Raw genomic sequence first — 25,608 nt, forward strand, 5'->3', positions numbered from 1 at the left:
GGATCCTCCGCGCCATCGGCCCCGAGACCACGGCTGCGCGGGTTCACGCCCCCAGCCAGGCGCGCGCGATGAGGAAGTACACCAGCACGCCGGTGCGCCGTCGTCGCCGCGGCTACGGCCGATTTAACGCACGCTGCGACATGCTGCGCCGCATGACCCGCCGCCCATTCCCACTCCCGCACCTGTCGCTGGCCGCGCTGATGCTGGCTTGCTCCGGTTGTACGCAAGAACATGACGCCATGACCAGCAGCGCACGCACGTTCGACAATCCCGCGCAGGCCCAGTTCGTCACCGCGCTGCGCGGCGGCGATGCAGCGCTTGCCCGTGAGCTGCTTGATGCCGGCGCCAATCCCGACGCCACCGCCGAGGACGGCACGCCGTCACTGAACTGGCTGATCCGCCAGGGCGACCGCGACGCCGTACGCCTGCTGCTCGATCTCGGCGCCGACCCCGCGCGCGGCGATGCCAAGGGCCGCACCGCGCTGCACGAAGCGGCGATGTCCAAGGACGCCGACTGGATCGACCTGCTGCTCGAGCGCGGCGTGCCGGTCGACGTGCCCAACACCCGCAATGGCCAGACCGCACTGTTCGACGCGTTGCGTGCGCGCGAGCCCGACAACATCGACCGCCTGCTCGCCGCCGGCGCGAACCTCGATGTGCGCGACCGCGTCGGCACCACGCCGCTGCATCAGGCCGCGATGGTGAACGACATTCCTTCGGTGAAGCGTTTCATGGAAGCCGGCGCCGATCCGCGCGCCACCGACGACATCGGTGCGACCGTCGCCAGCTATCTCTACGACGGCGGCGCGTCGGTGCTGTCTGCGCCGGTGCGGCGCGATTACGAGTGGATTCGCGAGCGTCTGGACGCCGTGCCCACGCACTGAGACGCAGCGCAGGCCGGACGCGCGCAACCGAGCCGCAAGGTACATCAGCGACCGTTGTAGCGCGCCGAGAAGCGCCCGTTGCGCACCGTCATCACCGGGCCGTCGTCGCCCGCGCCCAAAAGTCTGAGCGCCCCGGAAAAGGTGCCGGCGACTCCGTCGGCATCCATCTCGGTCAGCGTCATGGTGAATCGTGCGCCGTGGCGGTCTGTCGTATAGACCGTCGTGTTGCCGGGCCCCGTCTGCACGTAGTAGTTCGCGTGCAGCTCGGCGGAGTCACTGCTGTAAGTGCCCAGCGCGACACCTGGTGACACCAGCTGGAAATCGAAACCCGGCGACATCGGGTCGTCATCAAGATGCCCGCCCACCGTCACGAAGTGCACCGTCTCTCCGGCCGGCGGATCGTTGGCGCTCAAGCCTGCATTGAACGCCAGCGGCTTGCCGTCGAGTTCGAGCGTCAGCGTCTGCTCACGCGCTGGCGCGCCAGTACCGCCACAACCGGTCATCCCCGAGACCAGCGCCGCCACCAGCAGCGCCCGCCCCGCACCCTTCCATAAGTGCCGCATCGATCGCTCCATGATCAATCTGTTGCGCAAGCCTGGGCGATGGCGGCGATCCATACAAGCGTGCATCCGCGCCGGCAGACAATGACCCGCGCATGCGCATGCGGGCAGCACTGCATGACGGTCGCGCGCACCGTCCCACACTTTGCCGCATGGGTGCATTCGCGCCGATCACGCGCAGGCCGTCGCGCTGAAATCGCCTTGCAATACGCCGCACCTATCGTGCCGCGCTGCGCCGGCAATCGGCGCGCCGTCGCAGGCTGCAGCGCAAGCCGTACGGATTCGCCCCACGCGCCCAAGGAATACCGATGCCGCGTCACGCCCACGACTGCGCGAAGCCCATGGCCGCGCGCGCGATGTTCTGCATGCCTGCACAGACCCGATTGGCCCAGGCCTGCGCCACCCTGTTGCTGGCCTCGTCCGGCATGGCATTCGCGCAGGACGCCGCGCCCACCGCCACCGCCACCGCCCTCGACGCCGTCATCGTCACCGCCGAGCGTCGCGAGCAGAACCTGCAGGACGTGCCGGTCTCGGTCGGCGTGGTGCAGGGCGATGCCATGCGCGAGTTCACCACCGGCGGCGACGACACGCTGCTGGCGCTGTCGGGCCGCGTGCCGGGTTTCTACGCCGAAACCACCACCGGGCGCATCTTCCCGCGCTTCTACATCCGCGGCCTGGGCAATATCGATTTCTATCTCGGCGCCTCGCAGCCGGTCTCGATCATCCAGGACGACGTGGTGCTCGAACACGTGGTGCTCAAATCCAACCCGGTCTACGACCTCGACCAGGTGGAAGTGCTGCGCGGCCCGCAAGGCTCGCTGTTCGGCCGCAACACCACCGCCGGCATCGTCAAGTTCGACAGCATCAAACCGAGCGACGATTTCAACGGCCGGCTCGCCGCGAGCTACGGCAGCTTCAACACCGTCTCGCTCGACGGCGGCTTCGGCGGCCCGATCAGCGACACGCTGTCGTTCCGCGTGTCGACGCTGTACCAGCACCGCGACGACTGGGTGGACAACGTCTACGCCGGTCCCAGCGCCGATGGCACGGTCACGCCGAAGCGCGACGCGATGGGCGGTTTCGACGATCGCAATATCCGTCTGCAGCTGCTGCTCGAGCCCACCGACAACTTCTCGCTGCTGGCCTCGGCGCATACGCGCGACTACGACGGCACCTCGACGCTGTTCCTGCGCAACGCCGTGACACGCGGCAGCAACCGTGTCGATGTGCCACGCGACCAGGTGGCCTATGACGAAGCGCAGGACAATCCGCAGGCCTACAAGACCCATGGCGGCTCGCTCAAGGCGGTCTACGACTTCGGCGGCGTCGCACTGACGTCTATCAGCGGCTACCAGACCACGTCGGGCTACAGCCGCGGCGATACCGATGGCGGCGCCGCCGCGGACTATCCGGTCAATGGCGTGCCCAATGGCTACGGCCAGTCGATGGGCCAGGTGCGCGATCTCGACCAGTACACCCAGGAACTGCGCCTCGCGAGTACCGGTGACGCGCCGCTGCAATGGCAGGCCGGCGCGTTCTACTTCAACGGCAAGGACATCACCGATTTCTACCAGCGCGCCTATTTCCTGCAGGGCGGCGCGCGCAATCCGAACAACTGGGTACGCCTGCGCAACAGCAACACCTCGTGGGCCGGTTTCGGCCAGCTCACCTGGCAGGCCACCGACGCGCTGACCCTCACCGCCGGCGTGCGCCACACCCGTGACGCCAAGGAAACCCAGCTGCTCAAGACCGCCGACACCGCCGCGGGCGTCGTCACCTATCGCGGGCGTACCGATGTACGCCTGTCCGATACCCAGCCCAGCTGGGACCTGAGCGCGATGTACGCACTCACCGACGATGTGAATCTCTACACCCGCGTCGCGCGTGGCTTCCGTGGCCCGACCATCCAGGGCCGCTCGGCGGCGTTCAATGCCGACTTCACCACCGCCGATTCGGAAACCATCGTGTCGTGGGAAGCCGGCATCAAGACCAGCCTGCTCGACAACCGCATGCGCCTGAACCTGGCGGGGTTCACCTACACCGTCGACGACATCCAGCTCAACGGCAATGATTCCAACGGCAACGGCGTGCTGTTCAATGCCGACAAGGCCACCGCCTACGGCATGGAAGCGGACCTCGACTGGCGGCCGATCCCCAACCTGGCGCTGACCGCCGGCCTGAGCCTGCTGCGCAGCAAGATCGAGGACGAACGCGTCTACGCCCAGGTCTGCGCGCTCAACGGCGTGGTGGTGTGCACGGTCAACGACCCGACCATCCGCGTCGGCGCCAACACCTTCGCCCAGATCGACGGCAACCCGCTGCCCAATGCGCCGCGCTACAACGTCAACCTCGCGGCCCGCTACGACATGCCGGTGAGCGACAGCGGCGCGTTCTTCGTCGCCACCGACTGGAACAAGCAGGGCGAGACCAGCTTCGTGCTCTACGACTCCACCGAGTTCACCGCCAGCGGCAACTTCGAAGGCGGCCTGCGAGTCGGCTACACCGGCGGCTACGGCGCATGGGAAGTGGCGGCGTTCGCACGCAACATCACCAACGAGAAGAACCTCAAGGGCGCCATCGAGAACTACATGGCCGCGGTCTACAACGAACCCCGCATCGTCGGCGTCTCGCTCAACCTGCGCTGGGATTGACGTAGCGGCCGAGCCGACAGATTGCGTAGCGGGCGGTCTGTCGGGTCTTGCCTGCGATGTCGACCTTGTTGACCAGCACGTCGATTGGGCCGGCGGTCTCGAAGACCGCCGCGCTCGCCGCAGCGGTCACGTCGAGCGGCAGGACGCGGATGCCGCTGCACACGGCGGACACACCGTCGCGTGCTGCGCGAGGGCGACGCCTGCATCGCGCTGCACTGGCCGGTCACCAGCGCTGGTGACGGAAGTGCAATGGAGCAGGCGACGTGCGCGTTGGACGTCCGTATTTGGTTGGCGTGGGACGGATGACGTTGACGCCGACGGGCCACGTGCGTAAACACGCGCTGCGCTGCGCGCAGAGATTCGCTGCCCGCCGTCACCGCATCTGTCGGAACGTCTCGCGCAGATGTTCGACGAACACCTTTGGGTTTTCCAGCGCGGCGAAATGGCCGCCTCGATCGGCCTCACCGAAGAAGCGCAGGTCTTCGAATCGGCTTTCGGCCCAGCGCCGCGACAGCCGCACCTGTTCCCCTGAAAACATGCTGATGCCCGTGGGCAGCGTCATCGGGCCGGTCGGCATCGGCTTCGACATTTCCTGCGCCGCTTCCCAGTAGAAGCGCGCCGAACTCGGCCCTGCGTTGGGCAGCCAGTACAACATGATGTCGTCGATCAGATGGTCGAGCGCGATCACGTCCTCCGGCGCGCCGCCGCTGTCGGAGACATCCTGGAACAGGGCGTAGATCCACGCCGCCAGCCCCGCCGGAGAATCGGCCAGACCGAACGCAACCGATTGCGGATGCGTGCTCTGCAGCTTCATGTAGCCGGCGTAGGACGTCTCATAGCGTTTCGCATCAGCCAGCATCCGCCGCTCATCCGGCGTGGCGTCGGCGATTTCCGCGTCGGTCGGCTGGAACATCACCATGTTCAGATGGATGCCCAGCAGGCCCGGTGGGCGCATGTGGCCCAGGGCAGTGGTGATCGCCGCGCCCCAGTCACCGCCCTGCGCGGCCCAGCGGGCGTCATACCCCAGGCGCGACATCAGACTGGCCCACGCGCTTGCAGTGCGACCCACGCCCCAACCCGGCGCCGCAGGCTTGTCGCTGAAACCGAAGCCCGGCAACGCCGGGATCACGAGGTGGAAGGCATCGGCGGGGTCGCCGCCGTGCGCCACCGGATCGGTCAGCGGCCCGATGACATCGCGGAACTCGAGCACCGATCCGGGCCAGCCGTGGGTCATCAGCAGCGGCAGTGCATCGGCCTGCGGTGATCGCACGTGCAGGAACTGGATGCCCAGTCCGTCGATCTCGGTGCGGCTGCTGTTCCACCCGTTGAGCAGGGCTTCGGTCGCGCGCCAGTCGTAACCGGTCTGCCATCGCGCCACGAGCGCGGCGATGCGCTCGCGCTGCGGGCCCTGGCGGTGGTCGGCCACCGTGCCGGCGTCGGGCCAGCGTGTATCGGCGAGTCGGCGGGCCAGGTCATCCAGCTCGGCCTGGGCCACGGCAATCGGGTAGGGCGCGACCAGTGCGGTCATGGGGTTTCAGCCTTCAGGGTGCAACGTGCGAGGGTGTCGCGGGCGGAGACCCAGCGGCGGTCTCCGTAGCGTGTGTTGTCGAGTGTCTGCAGCTTGCCGCGGCCACTCATCATGTCGCGCAGGTACTGCATGCCCTGCCAGGCCGGGAACGGCGCGTCGGTGTCGGGAGTAAGCGCGCGCACGGCGGCGATGATCGCGGACATGGTGCCGATGCCGCCGGTGCGGAAAGTGCGGTATCGATGGCCCGTGATGTCGCGCATGCACGTCGCGATCTGCGCAGGTGACACGCTGTCGCCCGCGATACGCAGCCAGCGCGGCGCATCGGCATCGAGTGCAGCGGCGGCGGTGAATGTCGCCACGTCGTCCTTAGCGGTGAAATCCAGCGGCTGGTCCGCATCGCCGAAATGCATCACCCGGTGGCCCGGGCCGACGAGGCGGGCGTCGCCCTCGAGAAGCTTGATGAAGCCGCCGTTGAGGATCGACGTCGCCGCAATAGGGGCCTGATCCAGCTGCGCCATGAAGCGCCGACGCAGGTCCAGGTTGCGGTTGTCGCCAACGCGGGTGCGGGTGTAGTCGAGAGAAAAATCGGACGGGATGAAACGCGGAACCCCTGCCGCCACGGCCGCGTCGAGCAGCCTTCCCTGCAGGCCGATGATCACCGCCTCCAGCCCGTTGAGCGCCGACACCACGCACACCGCATCCGTCATGGCCGCGCGCAAGTCCTCGGCATCATCGAACGACACCGCGTGGATCTGGATGCCCTCGGCACGCAGCCCGGCCAGATGCTGCGGGTTGCTGCCCGGCCTCACCAGCGCCACCACCTGCGCGCCGCGTGCAGCGAGCGCATGGGCGATTCGTCTGCCCAGGTCGCCGGTGGCGCCGGCCAGCACCACGCGGACCGACGGCGGATCCTGTTCCGTGGTGTGCATTCGAAGCCTCGATAGTGTCAGGACCATCCAGAACTCGGTGATCATGACGACCACCGAACCTCGAATAGAACTGAACGATAGCGTTCAGTTCTTCAGAACACAAGAGCGTTGCCGCAACTGATGAAACTTCCCAAGCGTCATTCCAAGGGCGGACGTCCCCGCCAGGACCAGGCCGGTGATGTCGACGTTCGACTGCTGGACGCCGGCCTCGACCTGTTCCTGGCGCGTGGATTCGACGGCGCCACCTGCGAGGAAATCGCGCGCCTGGCCGGTGCGGGGAAGGCCAGTCTCTACGCGCGCTATGCCAACAAGGACGCCATTTTCGAAGCGGTCGTGCGGCGCAATGTGCAGACCCTGCTGGTGCCCGAAGACGTCAACCTGCCGTCCTCGCTGGACGCTCGCCTGCGCCGCGTCGGCCTGGAGATTCTCGAACACGCGCTGCGCGACACCACGGTGGCCATGATGCGCCTGGTGATCGCCACCGCCACCCGCGCCCCGGCGCTGGCGGCCGAGGTCAACCGGATCGGCTGGGAAGGCGGGGTGGCGCGCGTGCGTCGCGCGATCCTCGCCGGTAATGACGCGCCCTCCAACCCCGATCCGTTGGCCCATACCTTCGTCGACCTGGTGTTCGCGCCCCACCAGCTGCGGGCCTTGCTGGGCGAGGACATCGACGGCTTGCGCCGCTCGGCGCCCGAACGCGTCGACCAGGCATTGAAGGTGATCCGGGCCGCTGGCCTGCTGGGCTGAGGCGACGTCGCGCTCCGCTCTACAGGGCTTCATGCCCGGCCAGTGCTCCATGCGCCGCAAGTGGAATAGGCACTGTGATCCGGACGCGCGCGTGCAATCCCGCGGATGCGCCGGCGCGTCGCTGCACCGGTCACAACCGTGCCCGCGCACGGATCTCGACACGGTGCGGCCGAACGACAGGCCGTCACCGACACTGTCGATGCGATGCACAGACGCGCATTCCACGCCAACCGCGATGCGCGCTGCAGGTGCATGTCGTCGTCCTATGCGCCGCATGCAATCGCCTTCCAGCCGGCACCCGTTCCAGCAATTCCAACGCCGCAAGCAGCTCATGTTCCGCGGTTGTCGAAGCGCCACCTTTGCGGGATAGTTGACAGCGTTGTCAGCGCATGTCCCGCCAGTCGCGGATGCACGCATTGGCCTCGCCACAGCACGCGGAGGGCGCATGCAGATTGAACATCCCGGCGGCGGCGGGCCGCGGACACGCGTGCGCCTGCGCGAGAAGGTGGGCTACGGCATCGGCGATTTCGGCTTCAATCTCTACTGGGCCAACATCTCCGCGTTCCTGCTGATCTTCTACACCGACGTGATGGGCCTGGCCGCCGTCGCGGTGGGCACGATGATCCTCGTCACGCGGGTGTTCGACGCGGTCACCGATCCGCTGATGGGCGCCATCGCCGATCGCACCCGCACGCGCTTCGGCCGCTTCCGGCCGTATCTGCTGTGGGGCGCACTGCCGCTGGCCTGCGCCGGCGTGCTGACCTGGACCGTGCCCGATCTCGGCGACACCGGCCGGCTCGTCTGGGCCTACGTGACCTTCAGCGTGATGATGCTGGCCTACACCGTGCTCAGCACGCCGTACTCGGCGCTGTCGGCGGTGATGACCAACGACAGCCAGCAGCGCACCACGCTGATCAGCTTCCGCTTCATCGCCGCGTTCGCCGGCACCACGGTCGTCAATGCGTTCACGCTCGACCTGGTGCGCTGGCTCGGCGGCGGCAACGAGGCCCTGGGCTGGCAGCTCACGCTGGGGCTGTACGGCGTGGTGGCATCGCTGCTGTTCGCGACCGTGTTCTTCAGCACGCGCGAGCGCATCACACCGCCCCCGCAGCAGCGCAGCGATGTGCGTCAGGATCTGCGCGACCTGCTCGACAACCGCCCGTGGATGGTGCTGTTCGTGCTGGCGCTGGTGATCATGGTCACCATCGTCATGCGCAGCGGCGCCACCGTGTACTACCTCAAGTACTACCTCGAACGCCCCGAACTGACCGGCTGGTTCCTCGGCGGCTACTCGATCGCCCTGGCGGCGGGCGCGGCGCTCACGCCGGTGATGACGCGCTTCGTCGACAAGAAACGCCTGATGGTGTGGCTGATGGCCGCCGTGGGCGTGCTCAGCTGCGCGATGTTCCTGGTGCCGCGTGATGCGATCTGGCTGCTGTTCCTGCTCAATACCCTGGTCGGCCTGGCGCTGGGGCCGAAATCGCCGCTGGCGTTCTCGATGTATGCGGATTGCGCCGACTACACCGAGTGGAAGACCGGGCGCCGCGCCACCGCGATGACGTTCTCGGCCGCCACGTTTTCGCAGAAGCTCGGCGGCGCGATCGCGGCGGCGGTGATCGGCTGGGTGCTGGCGGCGATGGGCTACGTCGCCAACGAGGCGCAATCCGATGCTTCGCAGCTGGGCATCGCGCTGCTGCTGACCGTGATCCCGGGGATGATCGCGTTCTGCGCGGCGCTGGTGATGCGCGCCTACCCGCTCGATGCCTCGACGATGGCCGAGGTGCAGGACGCGCTGGATGCGCGCAGGGCGGAGCGGGCGTGAGCACACTGCAGTACGGCTTCACCGACGACGGCCGCACGTTCACGATCGACAGTCCGACCGCAATGCCCCACGCATCGGGCTTCCTCTGGAACCGGCGGATGATGGTGCAGGCCACCTGCCGCGGCTTCGCCAGCGCGCAGTTCATGCAGCCCGAGCCCGCGAAGTACACGCACGCGCCCACGCTCGAGGCGCGCAGTTTCATGCAGCCCGAGCAGCCGGTGTACGCGCACCATCCGGGGCGCTTCTGTTACGTCAAGGACGAGGACGACGGCACGCTGTTCTCGCTGCCGCACGAGCCGGTCCGCGCATCGGCCGACGGCTTCGCGTTCGTCGCGCAGCCCGACACGCTTACCTGGCGCGTCGAGCGCGACGGCCTGGCCTTCGAGTGGCGGTTGACGCTGCCGGTCGACGATGTCGCCGAGCTGTGGACGCTGCGCGTGCGCAACGCGTCGGGCCGCACGCGGCGGCTCAGCCTCTACCCCTACTTCCCGGTCGGCTACATGTCGTGGATGAACCAGTCCGCGACCTGGCGCGAGGACCTGGGCGGCATCGTCTGCAGCAGCATCACGCCCTACCAGAAGGTGGAGGACTATTTCGTCCAGCGCGACTTCATGGACCGCACCGTGCTGTTGCATGCCAATGCGCCCGATGCCTGGGACGCACGCCAGGCCGCGTTCGAAGGCGAGGGCGGCCTGCATGCACCCACGGCGATCACGGACGCGGAACTGCTGGGCCGCCGCGACGCCGACTACGAAATGCCCACCGCGGCGCTGCAGTACCGCGTGGTGCTGGCCGATGGCGATGCGCACGAGGAGCGCTTCGTGTTCGGGCCTGCGCGCGATGACGCGCAGATCCACGCCCTGCGCGCGACGTATCTCGTGCCCGGCGGTTTCGAAGCCGCGGCGGCGGCGTATGCGCAGTACCTGGCCGCCGGACGCGGCTGCGTCGACATCCGCACCCCCGATGCGTGGCTGGACGCCTTCGCCAACCACTGGCTGCCGCGGCAGGTGTACTACCACGGCGACGTCAATCGCCTGACCACCGACCCGCAGACGCGCAACCTGCTGCAGGACCACATGGGCATGGCCTATCTGCAGCCGGCGACCGCGCGCGTCGCGTTCCTGCGCGCGCTGTCGCAACAGGCGCCCGGCGGGGCGATGCCCGACGGCATCCTGCTGGTCGACGGCGCGCAGCTGAAATACATCAACCAGGTGCCGCACACCGACCATTGCGTCTGGCTGCCGGTGTTCCTGCAGGCCTACCTCGACGAGACCGGCGACGATGCCCTGCTCGATGTGCCGGTCACTGACGCCGAAGGCCACACCGCAAGCGTGGCCGAGCGAGTGGACCGCGCCATGCACTGGCTGCTGTCGGCGCGCGATGCGCGGGGCTTGAGCTACATCGCCCAGGGCGACTGGTGCGACCCGATGAACATGGTCGGCTACAAGGGCCGCGGCGTCTCCGGCTGGCTGACCCTGGCCACCGCGCATGCCTTGCGGCTGTGGGCGGACATGCGTGCGCGCCATGCCGGCGACGCCGCAGCCGATGTCTTCGTGCAGGGCGCGCGCGACTGCAACGACGCCGCCAACGCCCACCTGTGGGATGGCGACTGGTACGCGCGCGGCATCACCGACGACGGCGTCGTCTTCGGCGTGCAACGCGACACCGAGGGCCGCATCTACCTCAACCCGCAAAGCTGGGCGATGCTCTCGGGCGCCGCCGATGCCGGGCGCCGCGAGCAGCTGTTCACCGCGGTGGAATCGCAGCTGGTCTCGCCGTACGGCGTGGCCATGCTCGACCCGCCCTACACCGGCATGCGCGACGACGTCGGCCGGCTCACCCAGAAATTCCCCGGCTCGGCCGAGAACGGTTCGGTCTACAACCACGCCGCCGCGTTCTACCTGCACGCCTTGTATGAAGTGGGCGATGCCGACCGCGCCTGGCGCGTGCTACGCGCCATGCTGCCCGGCCCCGATGCCGACGACCTGCTGCAGCGTGGGCAGCTGCCGGTATTCGTGCCCAACTACTACCGCGGCGACTGGCGCGGCCATCCGCGCACCGCCGGGCGCTCCAGCCAGCTGTTCAACACCGGCACCGCGGCGTGGCTGTACCGCTGCCTGATCGAAGGCCTGTTCGGGCTGCGCGGCGAAGGCGACGCGCTGCGCATCGCGCCGCAGCTGCCGTCGCACTGGTCCGAGGCCTCCGTGGTGCGCCGCTTCCGCGGCGCCGAAATCGAGCTGCACGCCCGGCGTGTCGCGGGCGTGTCGACTGCACGCGTGTGCGTCGACGGACAAGGGCTCGACGCACCACTGCTGCGCGGCATCGTCGCCGGTGCGCGGTATCGCGTCGACGTGGAACTGCCGCAATGACGCCGGCGCCACAGGCGGTGATCGCGATGGGCGTCTCGGGCAGCGGCAAGACCACGCTGGCCCGCCTGCTGGCGGAGGCCTGGCAGGCAACATTCCTCGATGCCGACGACATCCACGACGATGCCGCCCGCGCCCGCATGGCCGCGGGCTTGCCGCTCACCGACGCCATGCGCGACCCGTGGGTCGCACGCATCGCGGACGAACTCACACGTCGCGTCGCGAACGGCGAACGCGTCGTGCTCGCATTCTCCGGCCTGCGCCGCCGCCATCGCGACCGCCTGCGCGAGACCGGCCTGCCACTGCGGTTCCTGTTCCTGCACGGCGACAAGACTTTGATCGCCGCGCGCATGCAGGCCCGCAGCGGGCACTACATGCCCGCGTCGCTGCTCGACAGCCAGTTCGAGACGCTGGAGATGCCGGCCGGCGAAGCGGATGTCGTGACGCTGGCGATCGATCGACCGCCGGCCGAGATGCTGCGCGATGCGCTCGCGGCTTGCACTTGACCGTCCAACTGCAGGAAGAAGGCACCGGACCGCCGTGGGCGAGCGGTCAAGCTGATGGTCTCGAAACCTTAGCCGCTTGTTGTCCCGTTTCAGTCTGAGATCATGTGGCAGAAGCCAAGAAACACGCGCGCGGTCAGATAACGGCTGAGTCCCGTTTTCGTCGACGTAACCGAACCTGGCACCGCCGTGCCCGATCACGCCGCCAGCGCCACCGCATCCGCACCGGCCGCGAACTGCAACCGCGCCGATGCATCGTGCGCCGCCTGCCACACCGCGTCGGCGACGTCCTCCGGCTGGGTGACAGCGGTGAGCTGCGCGAAGCCAGCGAACACGTGCTGCGCAAAGGCCGCATAGGGCTCGGTCACCAAGCCCGCCATGCGCGCGGCGCCGTTGTCGGCGAAGCGCGTGTCCGGGCAATAGCCGGGCGCCACCAGCTTCACCCGCACACCCACCTGCGCCAGTTCCAGCGCCAGCGACGAGGTGAAGCCGGCGATCGCTGCCTTGCTGGCCGTGTACGCCGCCACCAGCGGGAACGGCGCCAGCGTGGCGCTGGAGGTGACGTTGACGATCGTGCCGGCGCCGCGGGCGCGGAAGTGCGGAATCGCCGCCTGGCACATCGCCATCGTGCCGAAGGTGTTGGTCTCGAACACCTCCCGCACCGTCGCCATCGGCGTCGCCTCGAACGCGCCGAACAGGCCCAGGCCCGCGTTGTTGACCAGCAGGTCGATCGGCCCGGCCGCTTCGAACGCTGCGGCGATGCTGGCGGCATCGGTCACGTCGAGTGGCAACACGCGGATGCCGCTGGCGCCGTCGAACAGATCGGCGCGCGGCTGGCGCATCGTCGCGATGACCTGCCAGCCCTCCGCCTGGAAATGACGGGCCGTGGCCAGGCCGTAGCCCGAGGAGCAGCCGGTGATCAGTGCGGTCTTCATGGTGAAACCCTCGTTGCGTGGATGAGGGGCCATCGTGGAACCCGCGGGCCGGATGATCGATACTCGAACGTCCGCTTTTCTGTCGTGGTCGTCCGGATGCGCGATCCGCTGTCGGAGGTCATCCACCTGCTGCACCCGCGCGCGGCGTTCGCCAACGTCATCAGCGGGCGCGGCGCCTGGGCGGTGCGCTATCCGCGCTACGGCCGGCCGAGCTACTGCATCGTGCTCGACGGAGGCTGCCGGCTGGCCGTCGACGGCCAAGCCCCGTTCGACATCGCCGCTGGCGATTTCGTCCTGCTGCCGGCCACGCCGGCCTTTACCCTGTGCAGCGACGAGACAGTGCCCCCCGTGCTGCGTGATCCCGACGCCCTGCCCAGCGACGGCAGCGAGATCCGCTACGGCGACGCCGACGGCGCAGCCGACATGCGCGCGCTGGGCGGCGCCTTTCTGTTCGACCGCGACGATCCCGCGCTGCTGGTCTCGCTATTGCCTGCGGTTGTGCATGTGCGCGGCTCGTCACGGCTCTCGCAACTGGTCGCGATGGTGGCGGAAGAAACCCGCGTACTGCGGCCGGGGCGCGAATCCGCGTTGGCACGCCTGGTGGAACTGCTGTTGATCGAAGCCATGCGCAGCACTACCCACAACGCTCCGCCCGGCCTGCTCAAAGGCCTCGGCGACGAACGCCTCGCACGGGCACTCACCGTGATGCACACGCAGATCGAGCGGCCGTGGACCGTCGCCGCCCTGGCCGATGCCGCCGCACTGTCACGCTCGGTGTTCTTCGAGCGCTTCACCCGAACCGTGGGCGTCGCGCCAATGGCCTATCTGCTGGCGTGGCGCATGGAGGTCGCGAAGCACCTGCTGCGCCAGGGCGATCTGTCGGTGGCGGCGATCGCCGAGCGCGTCGGCTATGGAGCGGCAAGTGCGTTCGGGGCGGCGTTCCGGCGGCACGTGGGTGCGTCACCGCGCCGACATCCGCGGATGCAGGCCGCGGAGCTGGAACGCAGCCGTAAGTGAACCGGACTCTGAGGTTTCAGCGCGCCTCGCCGGCACTCCGGATGAAGTGAAGCTGGCACAGGTACCGCTGCCGGCACAGCACATGAGCGTCGCCGATTCGGCCCTGCCGGGTGCGCGCAACCGGGGTAGGGTTGTCTGGTCCGCGGCCGGGAAGTATCGTCGCGACGACCGCATCGCGGCTGTCAGCCGGGAGGATGCATGACCGCCAAAGCGCACAGTCACCATACGAGCATTGCGCGCAGGACGTCTCGGCGCTCCATATGCATCCTGGCGCTATTGCTGGCAATGTCCACGATCGCATGCGCAGGAGGATCCATGAAAGGAAGCTACTCACAGGCGAGCGTGCAACCGGTCGTTGTCGAGCGATCGGGCGATGCCGTCGTCATCCGGTTCGTCGCGCCCCCGGAGAGCATGTTCTATATAGCGGGCGTGAGCTACGAGATGCGTAACGGCGAGATGCGGGTCGTCATCGACCGTTGCCCGATTCGAGGCGAGTGCAGCACGATGATCAAGAGCGACGCCGGGCTGGGAGAAGGACGGACCAAGCAGGTGCGCGTGCCGTTCGGCGGCGACCGCATCGTCTTGTTGCACGCAGATGGCGAGCAGCAGATTTTCCCCTAGGGCGCCGTCCATCCCTTTGCACCGCCAGGAGGCAGCGCAATGAACGAGACCACAGCTCCCGGGAAGCCGACTGGCGACAAGGTCGTCCTCGGCATTCACAGCCATGTGGACCCGAACACCGAAGGCTCGTTCAACCAGTTTGTCGACGGACACGCCTGGATCAGCGTGACCCGCAACGGGCGAACGGAAACCTACGGACTCTGGCCCGATGACCATCCGGACGTGGTGGACAACGGCGGGGGCACCGACATCCGTCGGGGCATGGAAACGGGCTTCCCGTCATCCGCGAGTCGCTATTTCGAGTTGAATCCCGAGCAGGCGAGGAAGCTCGAAACCGCACTCAGCGAAAACGTCTCGTGGCGCTACACGAACACCTGCGCGTCGTGGGCCAGCGAGACCGTCCGGTCGGTCACCGGGCAGCGTGTCAATGCCGACGACACCCTGGGACTGGAGACGCCGCGACAGTTGATCGAGAGCATCCGCGCGCTGGAACGCACCCAACGCACGGCCCCGGATGCGCCCCTGCCCGCTGATGCGAGGGCAGGCTCCAGCTCGCTCGGTGCCGTCGCGCCGCAGCCTGCGCAGCCAATGGATGACAGTGTGGAGGCGCAATTGGCCCGCCTGATCAACGTTCCGCAGCGGCAGTCTGCGTGGAACGCGCAGGTGGAAGCACATCGCGCGCAGTTCGCGGCGCAGGAGGCGCAGCAGGCATCGGTGCGGGACGCGCAGGCAGAGGGCGTCGGGCGCGCCTGACGGCGTGACGGAGCCGCCAGTTCCTGAAGATGGTCTGCTCTGTCTGTCCATCTTCACCCTACGCAAGACCGGCATTAGCCGTTCGTTTGCCGGGCCGTGCAACCTCAATACCGGCGATCACCAGAATCGCGGCGACCCCCCTTCGACCCCAGGCCGATCGGATGGCGGCGCGGCGCATGTCCCCGGGGTATAGCGGGGGCCGCACGCGTCTCTGGCGATGCCGCTGCTCCATGGCCTCGGTACAAACGAGAACCTTGCAGGGTTGCGCGATGCGCTCGCGGCCCCGGGTGCAGCCGCGTAGTCGTGGCTGGAGGAGGGCGCCGCTCCGCCGTGGGCGAACTGGTGCGACCACCGTACGCCGCGTCAGCCCGCGGATCTCCCCCACGCTGACGATCGCCTGGTTCGCCCAACGCGTGCGGCAGCGAGGGGAGCGATGCATGCGGCGGTGAGGCGCGCGCTGGAGATGCCACTGAATCGGGAATGGTCACAACGGCTACGGCGTGCGCATCTCCATAAGCTGCGGGTTGAACGACAAACCGTCGCCGATATCGCCGATGCAGACACGCGCCTTCGATGCCAGCCGGGTCCACTGTTTCGGACCTGGCGTGTCGTCCTCGATGGAACCCGGTTGCACCCACGCGCGGCCGTTGAGGTAGTTCACGCTGGTCGTGGTGATCTCGCCTGACGCGCGATGCAGGTGCATGTCGTCGTAACCGATGAGCCGCATGCAGTCGCCTTCCAGCCGGAACGTGTACGCGACCTCGCGCGTGCTCCAGGTGCCGGCGCTCGCCCAGCTGTGCAGGCCGACGGACCAGGTGCGGTTCGGCCGGATGGAAATCGCGCTGACCGCGTCGCCGCCCAGAAAGTCATCCATCACCGGCGCCGCCGGCCGCGGCACCAACGCCTGATCCACCATCACCCGACGCCAGCTGCCATCCGCCTCGGCAACCACCGCCACCAGCATCCGCGGATTGGTGTCGAAGCGATCCGGACCGAGGCCAGCGTTGTCCACCACATTGGCGGCTGCGTCCATGCGCAGCACCAGCAGCGCATCCTCGCGATCGTCGTCGTTCAAGCGACCACGCGCGCGGTGCTCCAGCCGCCAGCCGGCAGGTACGAACGCCTCGGGTGTCGCGGCGCGTTCGGCGATGCGGGGATAGACCACCGCCGGCAGCTCGAAAGCGTGCGCAGGACCCACCACCGCGCAGCATGCGATGAGGAGCAGGAATGAGGCGGCGGGGATCTGCATGTGTCGTTTCATTGCGTGGCGATGCGGGTCGCCATGATCCGAAATTGTCGCCGGACTTGGATAGGCGAATCTGTCCCTGTCACATTTGTTCCGCGGGCGCCTTCAAGACGGTGCCATCAGTGAATCCGGCACCATCATCCCGCGGCCGAGGTCACGACCCGGATGCGCCCGGCACCGCTGCATGCAGGTGCATGGGCAGCCTGCAGGCTGAAGCGCCCATCCAGGTCAGCGACCGTTGTAGCGGGCCGAGAACCGACCGTTGGTCACATGCAGGCGCGGCGCATCATCAGCGGCGCCGTGCTCCTTGAGCACCCCGGCGAATGTCCCCGCCACGCCGTCCGCATCCAGCCGGGTCAGCGTCATCACGAAGCGCGTGCCTGGGGCGCCGGCCGCCATGTAGGTGGTCGTCTGCCCGCGCCCGTTGCTGGCGTAATACGTGCCGTGCAGCTCATCGCGATCGCCGTCATAGGTGCCCAGCTCGACACCGGGCGAGACAAGCTGGAAGGAAAAGCTCGACCCGCTCCAGTCAGGCGTCTGGCTGCCGCCGACCGTCACGAAGTGCACAGTCGGCTCGGACGGCGGATCGTTCGCGCTCACGTCGACGTTGAACGCCATCGGCGTCCCATTGATCTCCAGCGTCAGGTACTGCGCCTCCGCCTCTTTCGACGGGCCGCCGCCGCAGGCGACAAGCGCCGCCATCGCCAGGACGCACATCGCGCTGCGAAGCGGGTGTTTCAAACAGTTCATCGATCGCTCCTTGATCTTCGGGTGGCCGTCATGGCCGGTGTCTCCGGGTCCAGCTGTCGCACCGGGCAGTTGCTCGCCTCGGAAGATACCCCGCGACTGCAATAGCGTCATCGGGCTTATCTCTGAGGGCTGTCACCTACCCGATGTGTACGCGATCAAGGGCGAGATGCTTATTCGCTCGGGTGCCCCCGCCCACTGTCATGCGGTGCAGATTCCCGATACCCCCACCTTCTGAAACAGGTGTGGGCTAGCGACAGTAGATGCCGGATAGGAGGAAAGCTTGGCGCGGAACTCGGGGTGCGAGAACGCAGCCCGGAAGGCGTCTGTGGATTCCCAAACGGCGTAGTTGAAGTAGGTGGGGTTGTCGCCGATTGCGCGGTGAAGTTGGGTTGAGATGAACCCCGGCTGCCGCTTCATGAAGGCGGCATCCTCCGCCCAGGTGTCGATGAGCGCCTGCTCGTCCGGGCCATCCACAAAGAACAGGTTGACGAGGACGACTGGTGAAGCGTCGAGGCCGAGCTGCCGATCAATTGGAAACGACGGGTCTAGCGGCTTGAGGATAGTCATGGCGAGTCCTGGGTTGGGGTGGGGCAGGCGAGCATAGCTACCTGGTTGACAACCAGTTTACACAAGTGGAAACTGGTTTCCATGAAGAAGTCAGAACGCATACCGTCGACTGCCCGCTGTGATGCCGCTGCCGTTACGCAACTCGCGCTCGCCGTCTTCCGCGCCAATGGCGCTCTTATTCAATGGGGCGATCGGCTCGTGGGGCCACTGGGTTTGACGAGCGCGCGTTGGCAGATGCTCGGCGCGATCGCCTTGGCTGGCCAACCGCTCTCGGCGCCTCAGGTGGGCGACGCCATGGGGGTTTCCCGACAGGGTGCGCAGAAGCAGTTAAACGTGCTGGCAGACCTATGCCTGGTGGAAGCCGTGTCGAACCCAGCGCACAAGCGGTCACCGCTCTATCGCCTGACGGCTCGAGGCCAGCGCCTCTACTGCCAAGCCGATGGCCTGTGGACGCAATGTGCGGACCAGATGGCCGCCCACTTCAACGCCCGGGATGCGAAGGCAGCCATCGAAACCCTGACACGGATGCTGGAGCTCATCGAACCACCTAGTACGGAGGCCACCCGATGAAATCGGCCTTTCATGCAGCATTCGGTGCCGTGGCGCTGCTTTGCATCGCGACTTTCTGGTTGTCGACAGTGATGGCGGAGCTATTCACCAGTTATCAGGAAATAGTGGTCGTGAAGGTCACCATCCTCCGCGGCATGTGGATTCTGATTCCCTGCATGATCATCACTGCTGCCAGCGGATTTTCCCTCGCTAGCGGGCGTCCCGGGCGCTTGGTCGACTCGAAGAAACGTAGAACCCGAATTGCTGCGGCCAATGGGCTGCTTGTGCTTCTTCCGTGCGCGATCGTTTTGGCACGTCTCGTGGAAGCGGGGCGCACGGACGCACTTTTTTACTCCATCCAAGCTCTGGAGCTGATCGCCGGCGCGGCGAACCTCACCCTTCTAGGACTGAACATGAGGGATGGCTTTCGCCTCACCGGGCGTCTATCCAAGCGCGCTCGATAGATCGGGGACTTGACGGGGAAGCGCACCACGCTGCGGCGGATAGCGGCATGTCCGCTTCTGGCCGAGGGCAGACAGCCATCATCCACTTGCAATCTGTGTGGACTTTCGGCGGGAAGCGGACCTTCATGCGGGAGCCGGCGCTTGGTGGTGTCGGTCTCACGCGGTCTTTCGGGGCAGCAAGGCGATCAAATACCGAGCAACAGGCCCGCGCCATGTCCGGGTTTAGGGTAGTGGGCATAGCTCAGATCGAGCGTCAGCGCCACGGCTATAGTTAAATGCGACCGATAGCACCAGAGATTTCGAGCGATCGATGCCCGTCATCGCTAACCAAAGTCCAGCTCCCGCATCGCCATGATCGCCTGGGATGCGCCGATGCCCAGTTCCACGGCGGCGTGAAGAATGGCTCGCTGATCAGCATGCTATTGAGCCGTTGATCCGGATGCGGAACGCAGCGATGACCGGCGAAAAGACCTCCGACCAAGGAGACCCCGACCAGACGTAAACCCGGCACCGTATCTTCGCGAGTCGTCAGTTTTTCTATGACGGAGCAGTCCGCCGCCCTCACCAGGACAGACAGGCAGTCACTCGCGCCTCGTCCGTCTGCAGCGAAAACGCCCAGCCATTGCGCTCACACAGCCGCTGAACGATGCCGAGCCCCAGGCCGTGTCCATTGGCAGACGAGGCTCCGGCCGGCGTGGGCCGGCATGCGTCGTCACCGCCCGAGCGGTTGGTGACCAGCAGCTCACGCGTCGTGAGGCGCACCGTGATCGGTCCCTGCCCGCCGGGCGTCTGTTCGAAGGCATTTCGAACCAGATTGGTGACCGCGATGAGAAACGCCTGTGGATGCCCCCGGACGACGGGGGCGGCCAGAGTTTCGACATCGACGACGACGCATTTGCCGTCCAGCAGGTAACGCTGCTGCTCGATCGCCCGGGTCACCAGGGGCGCCACCGGGAAGTGTTCGTCGTAGAGCCCGTCGTCGGCTTCGCGGGCGATGCACAGGAACATCTCGATCGTGGACTTCATCTCGAGCGTCGCGCGCCGGATGCGGTCCACCGACTTCGCGTCTTCGCCCGAGAGGTCACTCTGTTCCAACAGTTCGAGTGCGCCCGTGATCACGGTGATCGGCGTCCGCAGCTCGTGGCTGGCGGATCCCGTGAAGTCCCGCTCGCGCACGACGAATGCACTGATACGCTGCAGCGTTTTCTCGATGGCGCCGGCGAGCACACCCACCTCGTCGCGGCCGAACCGCCCGGACTCGATGAGCGTGTGGTCCGCGGCTGAAAGGTGTTCCAGGTCGATCCCCGCGACCACATCGGCCAGCTGCACCACCGGGGCGACCGCCCGGCGCATCACCAGCACGCCCAGCCCGAAACCCAGGGCCCCGAGTACACCCACGACCGTGGTGATGACGAGCAGCAACCACCAGTCTTCCGCGGACGCGGCCTCGATCCCGGCGACATCGAACACCACGAATGCACGCCCCTGCGCAGTGTCGGCAGGGATGACCGCCACATGCAGTTCTTCGGCGACGAATTCGTACAGACCCTCGTCGGGCCCCGCCTGTGCCCATGCCCTGATGGGTTCGGGCACGCTGCCGGCATCCGCGTAGCCGCGCAGGTTCGTCGTGAGATCGGGGTAGGTCTCGGCGGCGTGCTGCAGCTGGGTGGTGAGCACGCGATCCTCGCTGAAGCGGATGGCCGCGTAGAACGCGAGCCCCCAGGACACGCTCAGCCCGACCACACACAGCGCGAACGCATACTCGACACGCTTGCGCAGGCTGCGCCGCGACACTACTGGTCGTCCTCCGCGATCCGGTATCCGATGCGATGCACTGTGTGGATCAGCGGTCGATCGAACGGCCGGTCGATGGCCTGCCGCAGCTTGTACATGTGCGAGCGGAGCGCATCGCCATCCGGCCGCTCGTCGGCCCACAGCAGCATTTCCAGCTCGTCGCGGTTCACGACCGACGGCGACGCTTCCATCAATCGCCTGAGCAGCTTCATGCCGGCCGGATTGATGTCGACACGTCGCCCCGCCCGGTGCACCTGCAGCGTGGACCGGTTCAAGGTCAGTTCGCCAACGGTCAGCAGGTTGGCGGCGCTGCGATGGCTGCGTCGGTACAGGGCGCGGATGCGCGCATGCAGTTCCTGCAGGGCGAACGGCTTGACCAGGTAGTCGTCGGCGCCGGCATCGAACCCCTTGAGCCTGTCGTCGAGCGTATCGCGCGCTGTCAGCATGAGAACGGGCGTTTCGATGCCGGCCTCGGTCCGCAGCTTCCGGCAGAGCACGAGGCCGTCCATCCTCGGCATCATCAGGTCCAGCACGATGACATCGAACGGATGCGCCAGCGCCAGGTTCATCGCGGTGACGCCGTCATGGGCGAAATCCAGGAGATAACCGAGCTTCTCGAGGTAGGCGGCGATGTTGGCGCAGATGTCACGGTTGTCCTCGACGATCAACGCCCGGATCGGCGCCGCCTCCAGAACGAGTGCCATCTGCCGCCTCCCCGTTTACCAGGCGTAGTCTAGTCGAAGCCCGATCAGCGGCTCAGCTTCGCTGTCGTCCTTCACGTTGACGCCCCTGCGGTAATCGAACTCGGTGTCGTCGGTCGACGATGCCGACGTGACATTGATGACATCGAGAAAGGCCGTGACATCGATGGGGCCGAAGGCGCGCCGATAGTCGACACGGGCGTTGAGCACGCCGTAGCCGGAATTGCGGCCGACGCCGCGTGCGATCGTCTCCCGCGAATAACGCAGCGGTTGGCCGGGCCCTAGCACGTCCTCGTGGATGATGTAGGCATCCGCCGGCCTGCCGGAGAGGTACTTGTAGCGGGCAGCCACCTTCCAGCGGCTGGTGATTTCCCAGGTCATCCCCAGCGTGGCCACATGCGCGCGGCTGAACTCGTCGGCCACGGCGCCACGCCCGTCCTTCCGGTCTACTTCCGCATCGTTGTAGGAGTAGGTCGCGGTCGCGTAGAGCCCGTCGCGGATCCTGCCCTTGGCCACCACGTCGACGCCGTAGGACGTGCCGTCACCGATGTTGGCGAACGTCCCGCGCGCCCGGTCCAGATCGACCACCAGATTGGCGAGATCCTGGTAATAGGCCTCCGTCAGCACCGACCAGCGTTCGTTCGGGAAGTATTCGAAGCCGAGACTCGCGTGCGTGACCTTCTCGTTCTCAAGCCGGTTCGCTGCGTTGGCCGCCAGGTCCAGAAACCGCGGTGACTGGTGGAAGAGCCCGGCGGTCGCGAAGTAGCGAAAGCTCCGGTTCGGCCGCCAGTTCACCCGGAACCGGGGCGATACGAGGCTTTCGTCCGTCAGGCCGTCCCGCTCCAGGCGTACCCCCCTGCGCACATCCCATGCGCCACGCTGGAAGCCCTGGTCCACGTAGCCCGCGTAGCTCGTTGCTTTCAAGCGCAAGGACGCATCGATGTTCTCCGGCGTCAGCACGATGTAGCGCTGCTGGGGGTCGGGTCGGAAGTCACCGGTGTCGTAGACATACCGGATCCAGTCGCCATCCAGCACCGTGCCGTAGTCGAGGTCGAGCTGCGTCAGCTGGACACCCGCATTGAACGTGCCCCATCGATTGACCGCCGCGAAGTCGCTACGCCAGCCCACTTCGGTCTCGTCTTCGGTCACGGTGATGATGTCGTCCCGCACCGGGAAGCTGGACGCGGGCGAGCCGGGCGGCACGAGATCGGGATAGGCCTCGCCCTCCGAACTGACCTTGTTGCTGGCCCGGTGATACACCTTGTTGGTCCAGACCGCGTTCTCGCCGATCAGTGACCGCAGGGTCAGCCCGTACAGGTCGCTGTCCTGTTTGAAATCCAGGAGCGATGCATCTTCGAAGTTCGGCGACTCGAAGACGTGCGTCACGTCGCGCGTGTAGGTCTCGCGCGTATCGATCAGCAGCACTTCCATCGCGTGGGACGGCGTGATCGGCACCGCAGCCTTGACGATGACGTCACGCAGCACGGGATTGCCGATGTCCAGCTCTTCGATGTCTTCGAAGAAGGATCCAAAATCCAGCTTCCGGGCGGACACCAGCACGGTGGCATCTTCGGTGATGCCGAGTGGCCCGTCGTAGCCCACTTCGGTGCCGGCGAGGTCCAGGCGCAGGCTGGCCGACGGACTCGGGCTGCCATCGGCCACGTCGAGCTTGAGCAGCGAGGCCGCCCGGCCGCCATATGCCGGCCCCCAGCCGCCAGGTGAGAACTCGGCGCCGCTGATGACGTTGGGCGCGAAGATCGAGAACCGGCCGCCACCGCCGACATCCTCGTCTTCCCCCAGCGTCGCGTCGAAGTGCACCGCTTTGTCGAACGGGAACTCGTCGACGAAGATCAGGTTATCCCGCGGTCCGCGGCCGCGTACGCTGAAACTCGCGAACTCGCTCGCCGATGCCAGGCCGGGCAGGCCGTCGAGCGAGAGCAGCGGATCCGCGCCGCCACCCACGGCACTTTGCAAGGCTTCCCGATCGAGATAGGTGCTCGACGGCGAGGCGAGTCCATCGATCCGGCGCCCCTGGACCACCACGCGTTGCATCAGCGGTACGCCCAGCTGGAATTCGAGCCTGGAGGTCTTGCGCGTGATTACGCGGACGCTGGGCTCGTAGACCGGCGCGAACCCATCCCGGGTGATGTTGACCGTGTAAAGCCCCGGGTCCAGCGCTTCGACGAGGATGCGACCTTGTGCATCGGTCTCCAGGGATCGCGCGCGCTCGGTGTCACGCTCGGTGAGCGTCACCTGCGCGTTTGCAAGTGGCCGGTCGGTGAGTTGATCCCTGACGATGATGGTCAGGGCGCCGGGCGCCTCCGCTGCATACGCGGCCAGTGGAAGGCCGATCAGGTGCATCGAAACAGCCAGGCACAGTGCCCGTCGCGCATGCCTACTCATATCGCTCTGCCTCCAGGAAAGGGACGTTCCGCCTTGAACGCGATACGAGCCTAGAGGCGAAAATGTCGCCGAAAGGTCGCCAGCCCAGCGCCTTGGCTGGTGGCGTTCGGCGACTGCTCCCTGGGCAGCGCCAGTCAGCGCGACCCTGCGGTTACCTGCCGACCCGACATGCCCGGGCCGGCACCCGTCCTGCGGCAAGTGAGCGTGACGCCATGACGTGTCAACGAATGCCGCGCGAGCGGGAAAGGGTCCTGCAGGGTTCTGGCATCGTTCGAGACCCCGCCAAGATGAATCGACTATCGCCGTAGTCGCCGTGCGGGAACCTCGCGCGCTACGGCTTCGCTTGCCCGCTGAGTAGTGTGTTGAGCTCGGCGCTAGAAGGTAGGCCAGAGAATCCGTCGAATCGCCCTTGCTCCGCAAGCAAACGGGCCGCGCTCAGGAAGCCGCTCCAGGCTGCACGCGCCAACGTGCCGCCGACGCTGACACGCCTAACGCCGAGGTTGGCAAGGTCTTGCAAGGTGAGATCGCTTTCCCATCCGATAAGTACATTCACAGGCGTTGGTGCAACCGCAGCCACCACCGCGCTGATATGTTCTCGCGTCCTGATGCCCGGCGCGTACACGCAATCTGCTCCGGCATCCGCGTAAGCCTTAAGCCGCAGGATGGCATCGTCAATGTCGGGGCGCCCGACGAAGAAGTTCTCTGCACGTCCGATCAGCAAGACGTCGCCGCCCGCAGCATCGATAGCGGCGCGTGCCGCACGCATCCTCTCAACCGATTCTGCCACCCCCCGTAACGGAGTACGCGAGTCACCTGTCGAATCCTCGATAGAGATGCCCGCCACGCCAGTTTCGACCGCCATTCCCACGCTCTCCGCCACACCTTCTGGCGTGTCGGCGAATCCGCTCTCGAAATCTGCGTTGATAGGCAAGTCGGTAGCCTCGACCATGTAGCGCATGTGCGTCAGGGTTTCGGCACGCGAAAGCTGTCCGTCGGCGCGCGCGCAAGACCAGGCATAGCCCGAACTGGTGGTTGCCAGCGCCTTGAATCCAAGCCCGGCCAGCAAGCTGGCGCTGCCGGCATCCCATGGATTCGGAATCACGAAGCAGCCTGATTGATGAAGCGCACGAAAGGTGGCACGTTTTTGGGAAACACTGGGCGCCATGAAACCTCCTTAAAATACTGTCGAACGAACTATAAATGACCGACATTCATACAAAACGTACTCAAGGCGCCAGATTCACTTCAGCGAGAGCAGATCCGGCGACGCCGCGTTGCACGATGGGCGCTGTGTAAACTGGAACCGTCAGCCTCCGGCACAGTGCACCTGGAACCGTGCGCTCGGAACCGTTAGCCCGGCAAAACCTTAGAAGCTGGCATCGTTAGCCTGGTTCGCCCTATCAACTTCTACAGGTGTAGTAGCGATGCTCCGCATCGAGCGCCTGCTGCCAGCCGTTCGGCAGGCGCAGCATCACCAGACCGCCCATGCACGCAACACCGTAGCGCTTCGCGTCATCCGTACCATGCGCCGGCACGCTCAACACGCGGGTCGACGGCTGCGGCCTGCCCATGATCCGCGCCACGCTCTGCTTCGTCCGCGCGTCGCTCTGCTCGCACATGTTGCGGAACAGATGCGCGTAAGGATTGGCGCGCTGGTCGCGAGTGATGACGCTGCAGTCCTGCGGCTGGCTGTAGCTGACATCGCCATAGCGGCCGGACTGCGCGCATACCAGCGTGGGAGCGAGAAGCCCGATCAGTAAGAACAAATGACGCATTCGACCTCCATGTCAGGCGGGCTCCTTGAAGGCCACGCCGTAA

Annotated in this window: 24 protein-coding genes; 11 read left to right on the top strand and 13 right to left on the bottom strand. The window is 66.7% G+C overall.

Annotated elements, in window-relative coordinates; genetic code table 11:
* The first annotated feature begins 239 nt into the window (after window positions 1-239).
* Window positions 240-884, top strand: coding sequence for an ankyrin repeat domain-containing protein (locus J2X52_RS01795; protein WP_310147797.1), 645 nt, complete (start codon window positions 240-242; stop codon window positions 882-884).
* Window positions 885-928: 44 nt separating this feature from the next.
* On the opposite strand, the gene J2X52_RS01800 is transcribed toward J2X52_RS01795, so the two are convergent.
* On the bottom strand, window positions 929-1,447 hold the full coding sequence (locus J2X52_RS01800) for a hypothetical protein (RefSeq protein WP_310147799.1): 519 nt from the start codon (window positions 1,445-1,447) through the stop codon (window positions 929-931).
* A 338-nt stretch (window positions 1,448-1,785) separates the two neighbouring features.
* Between J2X52_RS01800 and J2X52_RS01805 the strand changes: the two genes are divergently transcribed.
* The gene (locus tag J2X52_RS01805; protein ID WP_310148802.1) at window positions 1,786-4,095 is read left to right on the top strand and encodes a TonB-dependent receptor; all 2,310 of its coding nucleotides are present in this window, start codon (window positions 1,786-1,788) and stop codon (window positions 4,093-4,095) included.
* Here J2X52_RS01805 and J2X52_RS01810 read toward each other — a convergent pair.
* From J2X52_RS01810 to J2X52_RS01820, 3 genes are all read right to left on the bottom strand, one after another.
* A complete protein-coding gene (locus tag J2X52_RS01810; protein ID WP_310147801.1) occupies window positions 4,076-4,267 on the bottom strand; it encodes a hypothetical protein in 192 nt (63 codons plus the stop codon). The genes J2X52_RS01805 and J2X52_RS01810 overlap by 20 nt on opposite strands.
* Window positions 4,268-4,468: 201 nt before the next feature.
* Window positions 4,469-5,623, bottom strand: a complete 1,155-nt coding sequence (locus J2X52_RS01815; RefSeq protein ID WP_310147805.1) for an epoxide hydrolase — start codon at window positions 5,621-5,623, stop codon at window positions 4,469-4,471.
* A complete protein-coding gene (locus J2X52_RS01820) occupies window positions 5,620-6,552 on the bottom strand; it encodes an NmrA family NAD(P)-binding protein (RefSeq protein WP_310147808.1) in 933 nt (310 codons plus the stop codon). The genes J2X52_RS01815 and J2X52_RS01820 overlap by 4 nt, the downstream gene beginning before the upstream one ends.
* Window positions 6,553-6,672: 120 nt before the next feature.
* On the opposite strand from J2X52_RS01820, the gene J2X52_RS01825 reads away from it, so the two are divergent.
* From J2X52_RS01825 to J2X52_RS01840, 4 genes are all read left to right on the top strand, one after another.
* Window positions 6,673-7,299: a TetR/AcrR family transcriptional regulator gene (locus J2X52_RS01825; protein WP_310147811.1), complete on the top strand. Its 627-nt coding sequence runs from the start codon at window positions 6,673-6,675 to the stop codon at window positions 7,297-7,299.
* Window positions 7,300-7,744: 445 nt separating this feature from the next.
* Window positions 7,745-9,121 carry an MFS transporter gene (locus tag J2X52_RS01830; protein ID WP_310147813.1) on the top strand — a complete coding sequence of 459 codons (1,377 nt, stop codon included), beginning with the start codon at window positions 7,745-7,747 and terminating at the stop codon, window positions 9,119-9,121.
* Window positions 9,122-9,183: 62 nt separating this feature from the next.
* Window positions 9,184-11,490, top strand: coding sequence for an NdvB protein (locus J2X52_RS01835; RefSeq protein ID WP_310148805.1), 2,307 nt, complete (start codon window positions 9,184-9,186; stop codon window positions 11,488-11,490).
* Complete coding sequence (locus J2X52_RS01840) at window positions 11,487-11,993, top strand: gluconokinase, GntK/IdnK-type (RefSeq protein WP_310147816.1); 507 nt, start codon at window positions 11,487-11,489, stop codon at window positions 11,991-11,993. Before J2X52_RS01835 ends, J2X52_RS01840 begins: the two co-directional genes overlap by 4 nt.
* A gap of 194 nt (window positions 11,994-12,187) precedes the next feature.
* Here J2X52_RS01840 and J2X52_RS01845 read toward each other — a convergent pair whose 3' ends face one another.
* Window positions 12,188-12,925, bottom strand: a complete 738-nt coding sequence (locus J2X52_RS01845; protein WP_310147818.1) for an SDR family oxidoreductase — start codon at window positions 12,923-12,925, stop codon at window positions 12,188-12,190.
* 96 nt (window positions 12,926-13,021) lie between these two features.
* Here J2X52_RS01845 and J2X52_RS01850 point away from each other — a divergent pair, with 96 nt between their 5' ends.
* The 3 genes from J2X52_RS01850 (at window position 13,022) to J2X52_RS01860 (ending at window position 15,316) form a co-directional block, all read left to right on the top strand.
* Window positions 13,022-13,942, top strand: coding sequence for an AraC family transcriptional regulator (locus J2X52_RS01850; RefSeq protein ID WP_310147822.1), 921 nt, complete (start codon window positions 13,022-13,024; stop codon window positions 13,940-13,942).
* Window positions 13,943-14,257: 315 nt separating this feature from the next.
* Window positions 14,258-14,563, top strand: coding sequence for a hypothetical protein (locus J2X52_RS01855; RefSeq protein ID WP_310147824.1), 306 nt, complete (start codon window positions 14,258-14,260; stop codon window positions 14,561-14,563).
* Window positions 14,564-14,602: 39 nt separating this feature from the next.
* Window positions 14,603-15,316: a hypothetical protein gene (locus J2X52_RS01860; RefSeq protein ID WP_310147827.1), complete on the top strand. Its 714-nt coding sequence runs from the start codon at window positions 14,603-14,605 to the stop codon at window positions 15,314-15,316.
* 493 nt (window positions 15,317-15,809) lie between these two features.
* On the opposite strand, the gene J2X52_RS01865 is transcribed toward J2X52_RS01860, so the two are convergent.
* The 3 genes from J2X52_RS01865 to J2X52_RS01875 form a co-directional block, all read right to left on the bottom strand.
* Window positions 15,810-16,565 carry a hypothetical protein gene (locus J2X52_RS01865; RefSeq protein ID WP_310147830.1) on the bottom strand — a complete coding sequence of 252 codons (756 nt, stop codon included), beginning with the start codon at window positions 16,563-16,565 and terminating at the stop codon, window positions 15,810-15,812.
* Between the two features lie 225 nt (window positions 16,566-16,790).
* A complete protein-coding gene (locus tag J2X52_RS01870; RefSeq protein ID WP_310147832.1) occupies window positions 16,791-17,423 on the bottom strand; it encodes a hypothetical protein in 633 nt (210 codons plus the stop codon).
* A gap of 87 nt (window positions 17,424-17,510) precedes the next feature.
* A complete protein-coding gene (locus J2X52_RS01875; RefSeq protein ID WP_310147835.1) occupies window positions 17,511-17,879 on the bottom strand; it encodes an antibiotic biosynthesis monooxygenase family protein in 369 nt (122 codons plus the stop codon).
* Between the two features lie 81 nt (window positions 17,880-17,960).
* Between J2X52_RS01875 and J2X52_RS01880 the strand changes: the two genes are divergently transcribed.
* Window positions 17,961-18,449, top strand: a complete 489-nt coding sequence (locus J2X52_RS01880) for a MarR family winged helix-turn-helix transcriptional regulator (protein WP_310147837.1) — start codon at window positions 17,961-17,963, stop codon at window positions 18,447-18,449.
* Window positions 18,446-18,892: a hypothetical protein gene (locus tag J2X52_RS01885; RefSeq protein WP_310147840.1), complete on the top strand. Its 447-nt coding sequence runs from the start codon at window positions 18,446-18,448 to the stop codon at window positions 18,890-18,892. The genes J2X52_RS01880 and J2X52_RS01885 overlap by 4 nt, the downstream gene beginning before the upstream one ends.
* A 561-nt stretch (window positions 18,893-19,453) precedes the next feature.
* Here the strand turns inward: J2X52_RS01885 and J2X52_RS01890 are convergent.
* The 5 genes from J2X52_RS01890 to J2X52_RS01910 form a co-directional block, all read right to left on the bottom strand.
* Window positions 19,454-20,569: a HAMP domain-containing sensor histidine kinase gene (locus J2X52_RS01890; protein ID WP_310147843.1), complete on the bottom strand. Its 1,116-nt coding sequence runs from the start codon at window positions 20,567-20,569 to the stop codon at window positions 19,454-19,456.
* A gap of 116 nt (window positions 20,570-20,685) precedes the next feature.
* The gene (locus J2X52_RS01895) at window positions 20,686-21,363 is read right to left on the bottom strand and encodes a response regulator transcription factor (RefSeq protein ID WP_310148808.1); all 678 of its coding nucleotides are present in this window, start codon (window positions 21,361-21,363) and stop codon (window positions 20,686-20,688) included.
* Window positions 21,364-21,405: 42 nt separating this feature from the next.
* The gene (locus J2X52_RS01900; RefSeq protein WP_310147846.1) at window positions 21,406-23,988 is read right to left on the bottom strand and encodes a TonB-dependent receptor; all 2,583 of its coding nucleotides are present in this window, start codon (window positions 23,986-23,988) and stop codon (window positions 21,406-21,408) included.
* Window positions 23,989-24,121: 133 nt separating this feature from the next.
* Complete coding sequence (locus J2X52_RS01905; RefSeq protein ID WP_310147849.1) at window positions 24,122-24,955, bottom strand: isocitrate lyase/phosphoenolpyruvate mutase family protein; 834 nt, start codon at window positions 24,953-24,955, stop codon at window positions 24,122-24,124.
* A 235-nt stretch (window positions 24,956-25,190) separates the two neighbouring features.
* The gene (locus tag J2X52_RS01910) at window positions 25,191-25,565 is read right to left on the bottom strand and encodes a hypothetical protein (protein ID WP_310147851.1); all 375 of its coding nucleotides are present in this window, start codon (window positions 25,563-25,565) and stop codon (window positions 25,191-25,193) included.
* Window positions 25,566-25,608 lie beyond the last annotated feature (43 nt).

The sequence above is a fragment of the Luteimonas sp. 3794 genome, assembly GCF_031456825.1.
GTDB lineage: Bacteria > Pseudomonadota > Gammaproteobacteria > Xanthomonadales > Xanthomonadaceae > Luteimonas.

Coding starts and splice junctions, on each gene's coding strand:
- J2X52_RS01855 (WP_310147824.1), top strand. CDS start 14,258: ATGAAAGGAAGCTACTCACAGGCGAGCGTGCAACCGGTCGTTGTCGAG.
- J2X52_RS01850 (WP_310147822.1), top strand. CDS start 13,022: ATGCGCGATCCGCTGTCGGAGGTCATCCACCTGCTGCACCCGCGCGCG.
- J2X52_RS01800 (WP_310147799.1), bottom strand. CDS start 1,447: ATGCGGCACTTATGGAAGGGTGCGGGGCGGGCGCTGCTGGTGGCGGCG.
- J2X52_RS01860 (WP_310147827.1), top strand. CDS start 14,603: ATGAACGAGACCACAGCTCCCGGGAAGCCGACTGGCGACAAGGTCGTC.
- J2X52_RS01880 (WP_310147837.1), top strand. CDS start 17,961: ATGAAGAAGTCAGAACGCATACCGTCGACTGCCCGCTGTGATGCCGCT.
- J2X52_RS01840 (WP_310147816.1), top strand. CDS start 11,487: ATGACGCCGGCGCCACAGGCGGTGATCGCGATGGGCGTCTCGGGCAGC.
- J2X52_RS01820 (WP_310147808.1), bottom strand. CDS start 6,552: ATGCACACCACGGAACAGGATCCGCCGTCGGTCCGCGTGGTGCTGGCC.
- J2X52_RS01825 (WP_310147811.1), top strand. CDS start 6,673: ATGAAACTTCCCAAGCGTCATTCCAAGGGCGGACGTCCCCGCCAGGAC.
- J2X52_RS01830 (WP_310147813.1), top strand. CDS start 7,745: ATGCAGATTGAACATCCCGGCGGCGGCGGGCCGCGGACACGCGTGCGC.
- J2X52_RS01805 (WP_310148802.1), top strand. CDS start 1,786: ATGGCCGCGCGCGCGATGTTCTGCATGCCTGCACAGACCCGATTGGCC.
- J2X52_RS01815 (WP_310147805.1), bottom strand. CDS start 5,623: ATGACCGCACTGGTCGCGCCCTACCCGATTGCCGTGGCCCAGGCCGAG.
- J2X52_RS01905 (WP_310147849.1), bottom strand. CDS start 24,955: ATGGCGCCCAGTGTTTCCCAAAAACGTGCCACCTTTCGTGCGCTTCAT.
- J2X52_RS01835 (WP_310148805.1), top strand. CDS start 9,184: ATGCCCCACGCATCGGGCTTCCTCTGGAACCGGCGGATGATGGTGCAG.
- J2X52_RS01865 (WP_310147830.1), bottom strand. CDS start 16,565: ATGCAGATCCCCGCCGCCTCATTCCTGCTCCTCATCGCATGCTGCGCG.
- J2X52_RS01910 (WP_310147851.1), bottom strand. CDS start 25,565: ATGCGTCATTTGTTCTTACTGATCGGGCTTCTCGCTCCCACGCTGGTA.
- J2X52_RS01875 (WP_310147835.1), bottom strand. CDS start 17,879: ATGACTATCCTCAAGCCGCTAGACCCGTCGTTTCCAATTGATCGGCAG.
- J2X52_RS01870 (WP_310147832.1), bottom strand. CDS start 17,423: ATGACGCTATTGCAGTCGCGGGGTATCTTCCGAGGCGAGCAACTGCCC.
- J2X52_RS01885 (WP_310147840.1), top strand. CDS start 18,446: ATGAAATCGGCCTTTCATGCAGCATTCGGTGCCGTGGCGCTGCTTTGC.
- J2X52_RS01845 (WP_310147818.1), bottom strand. CDS start 12,925: ATGAAGACCGCACTGATCACCGGCTGCTCCTCGGGCTACGGCCTGGCC.
- J2X52_RS01795 (WP_310147797.1), top strand. CDS start 240: ATGACCAGCAGCGCACGCACGTTCGACAATCCCGCGCAGGCCCAGTTC.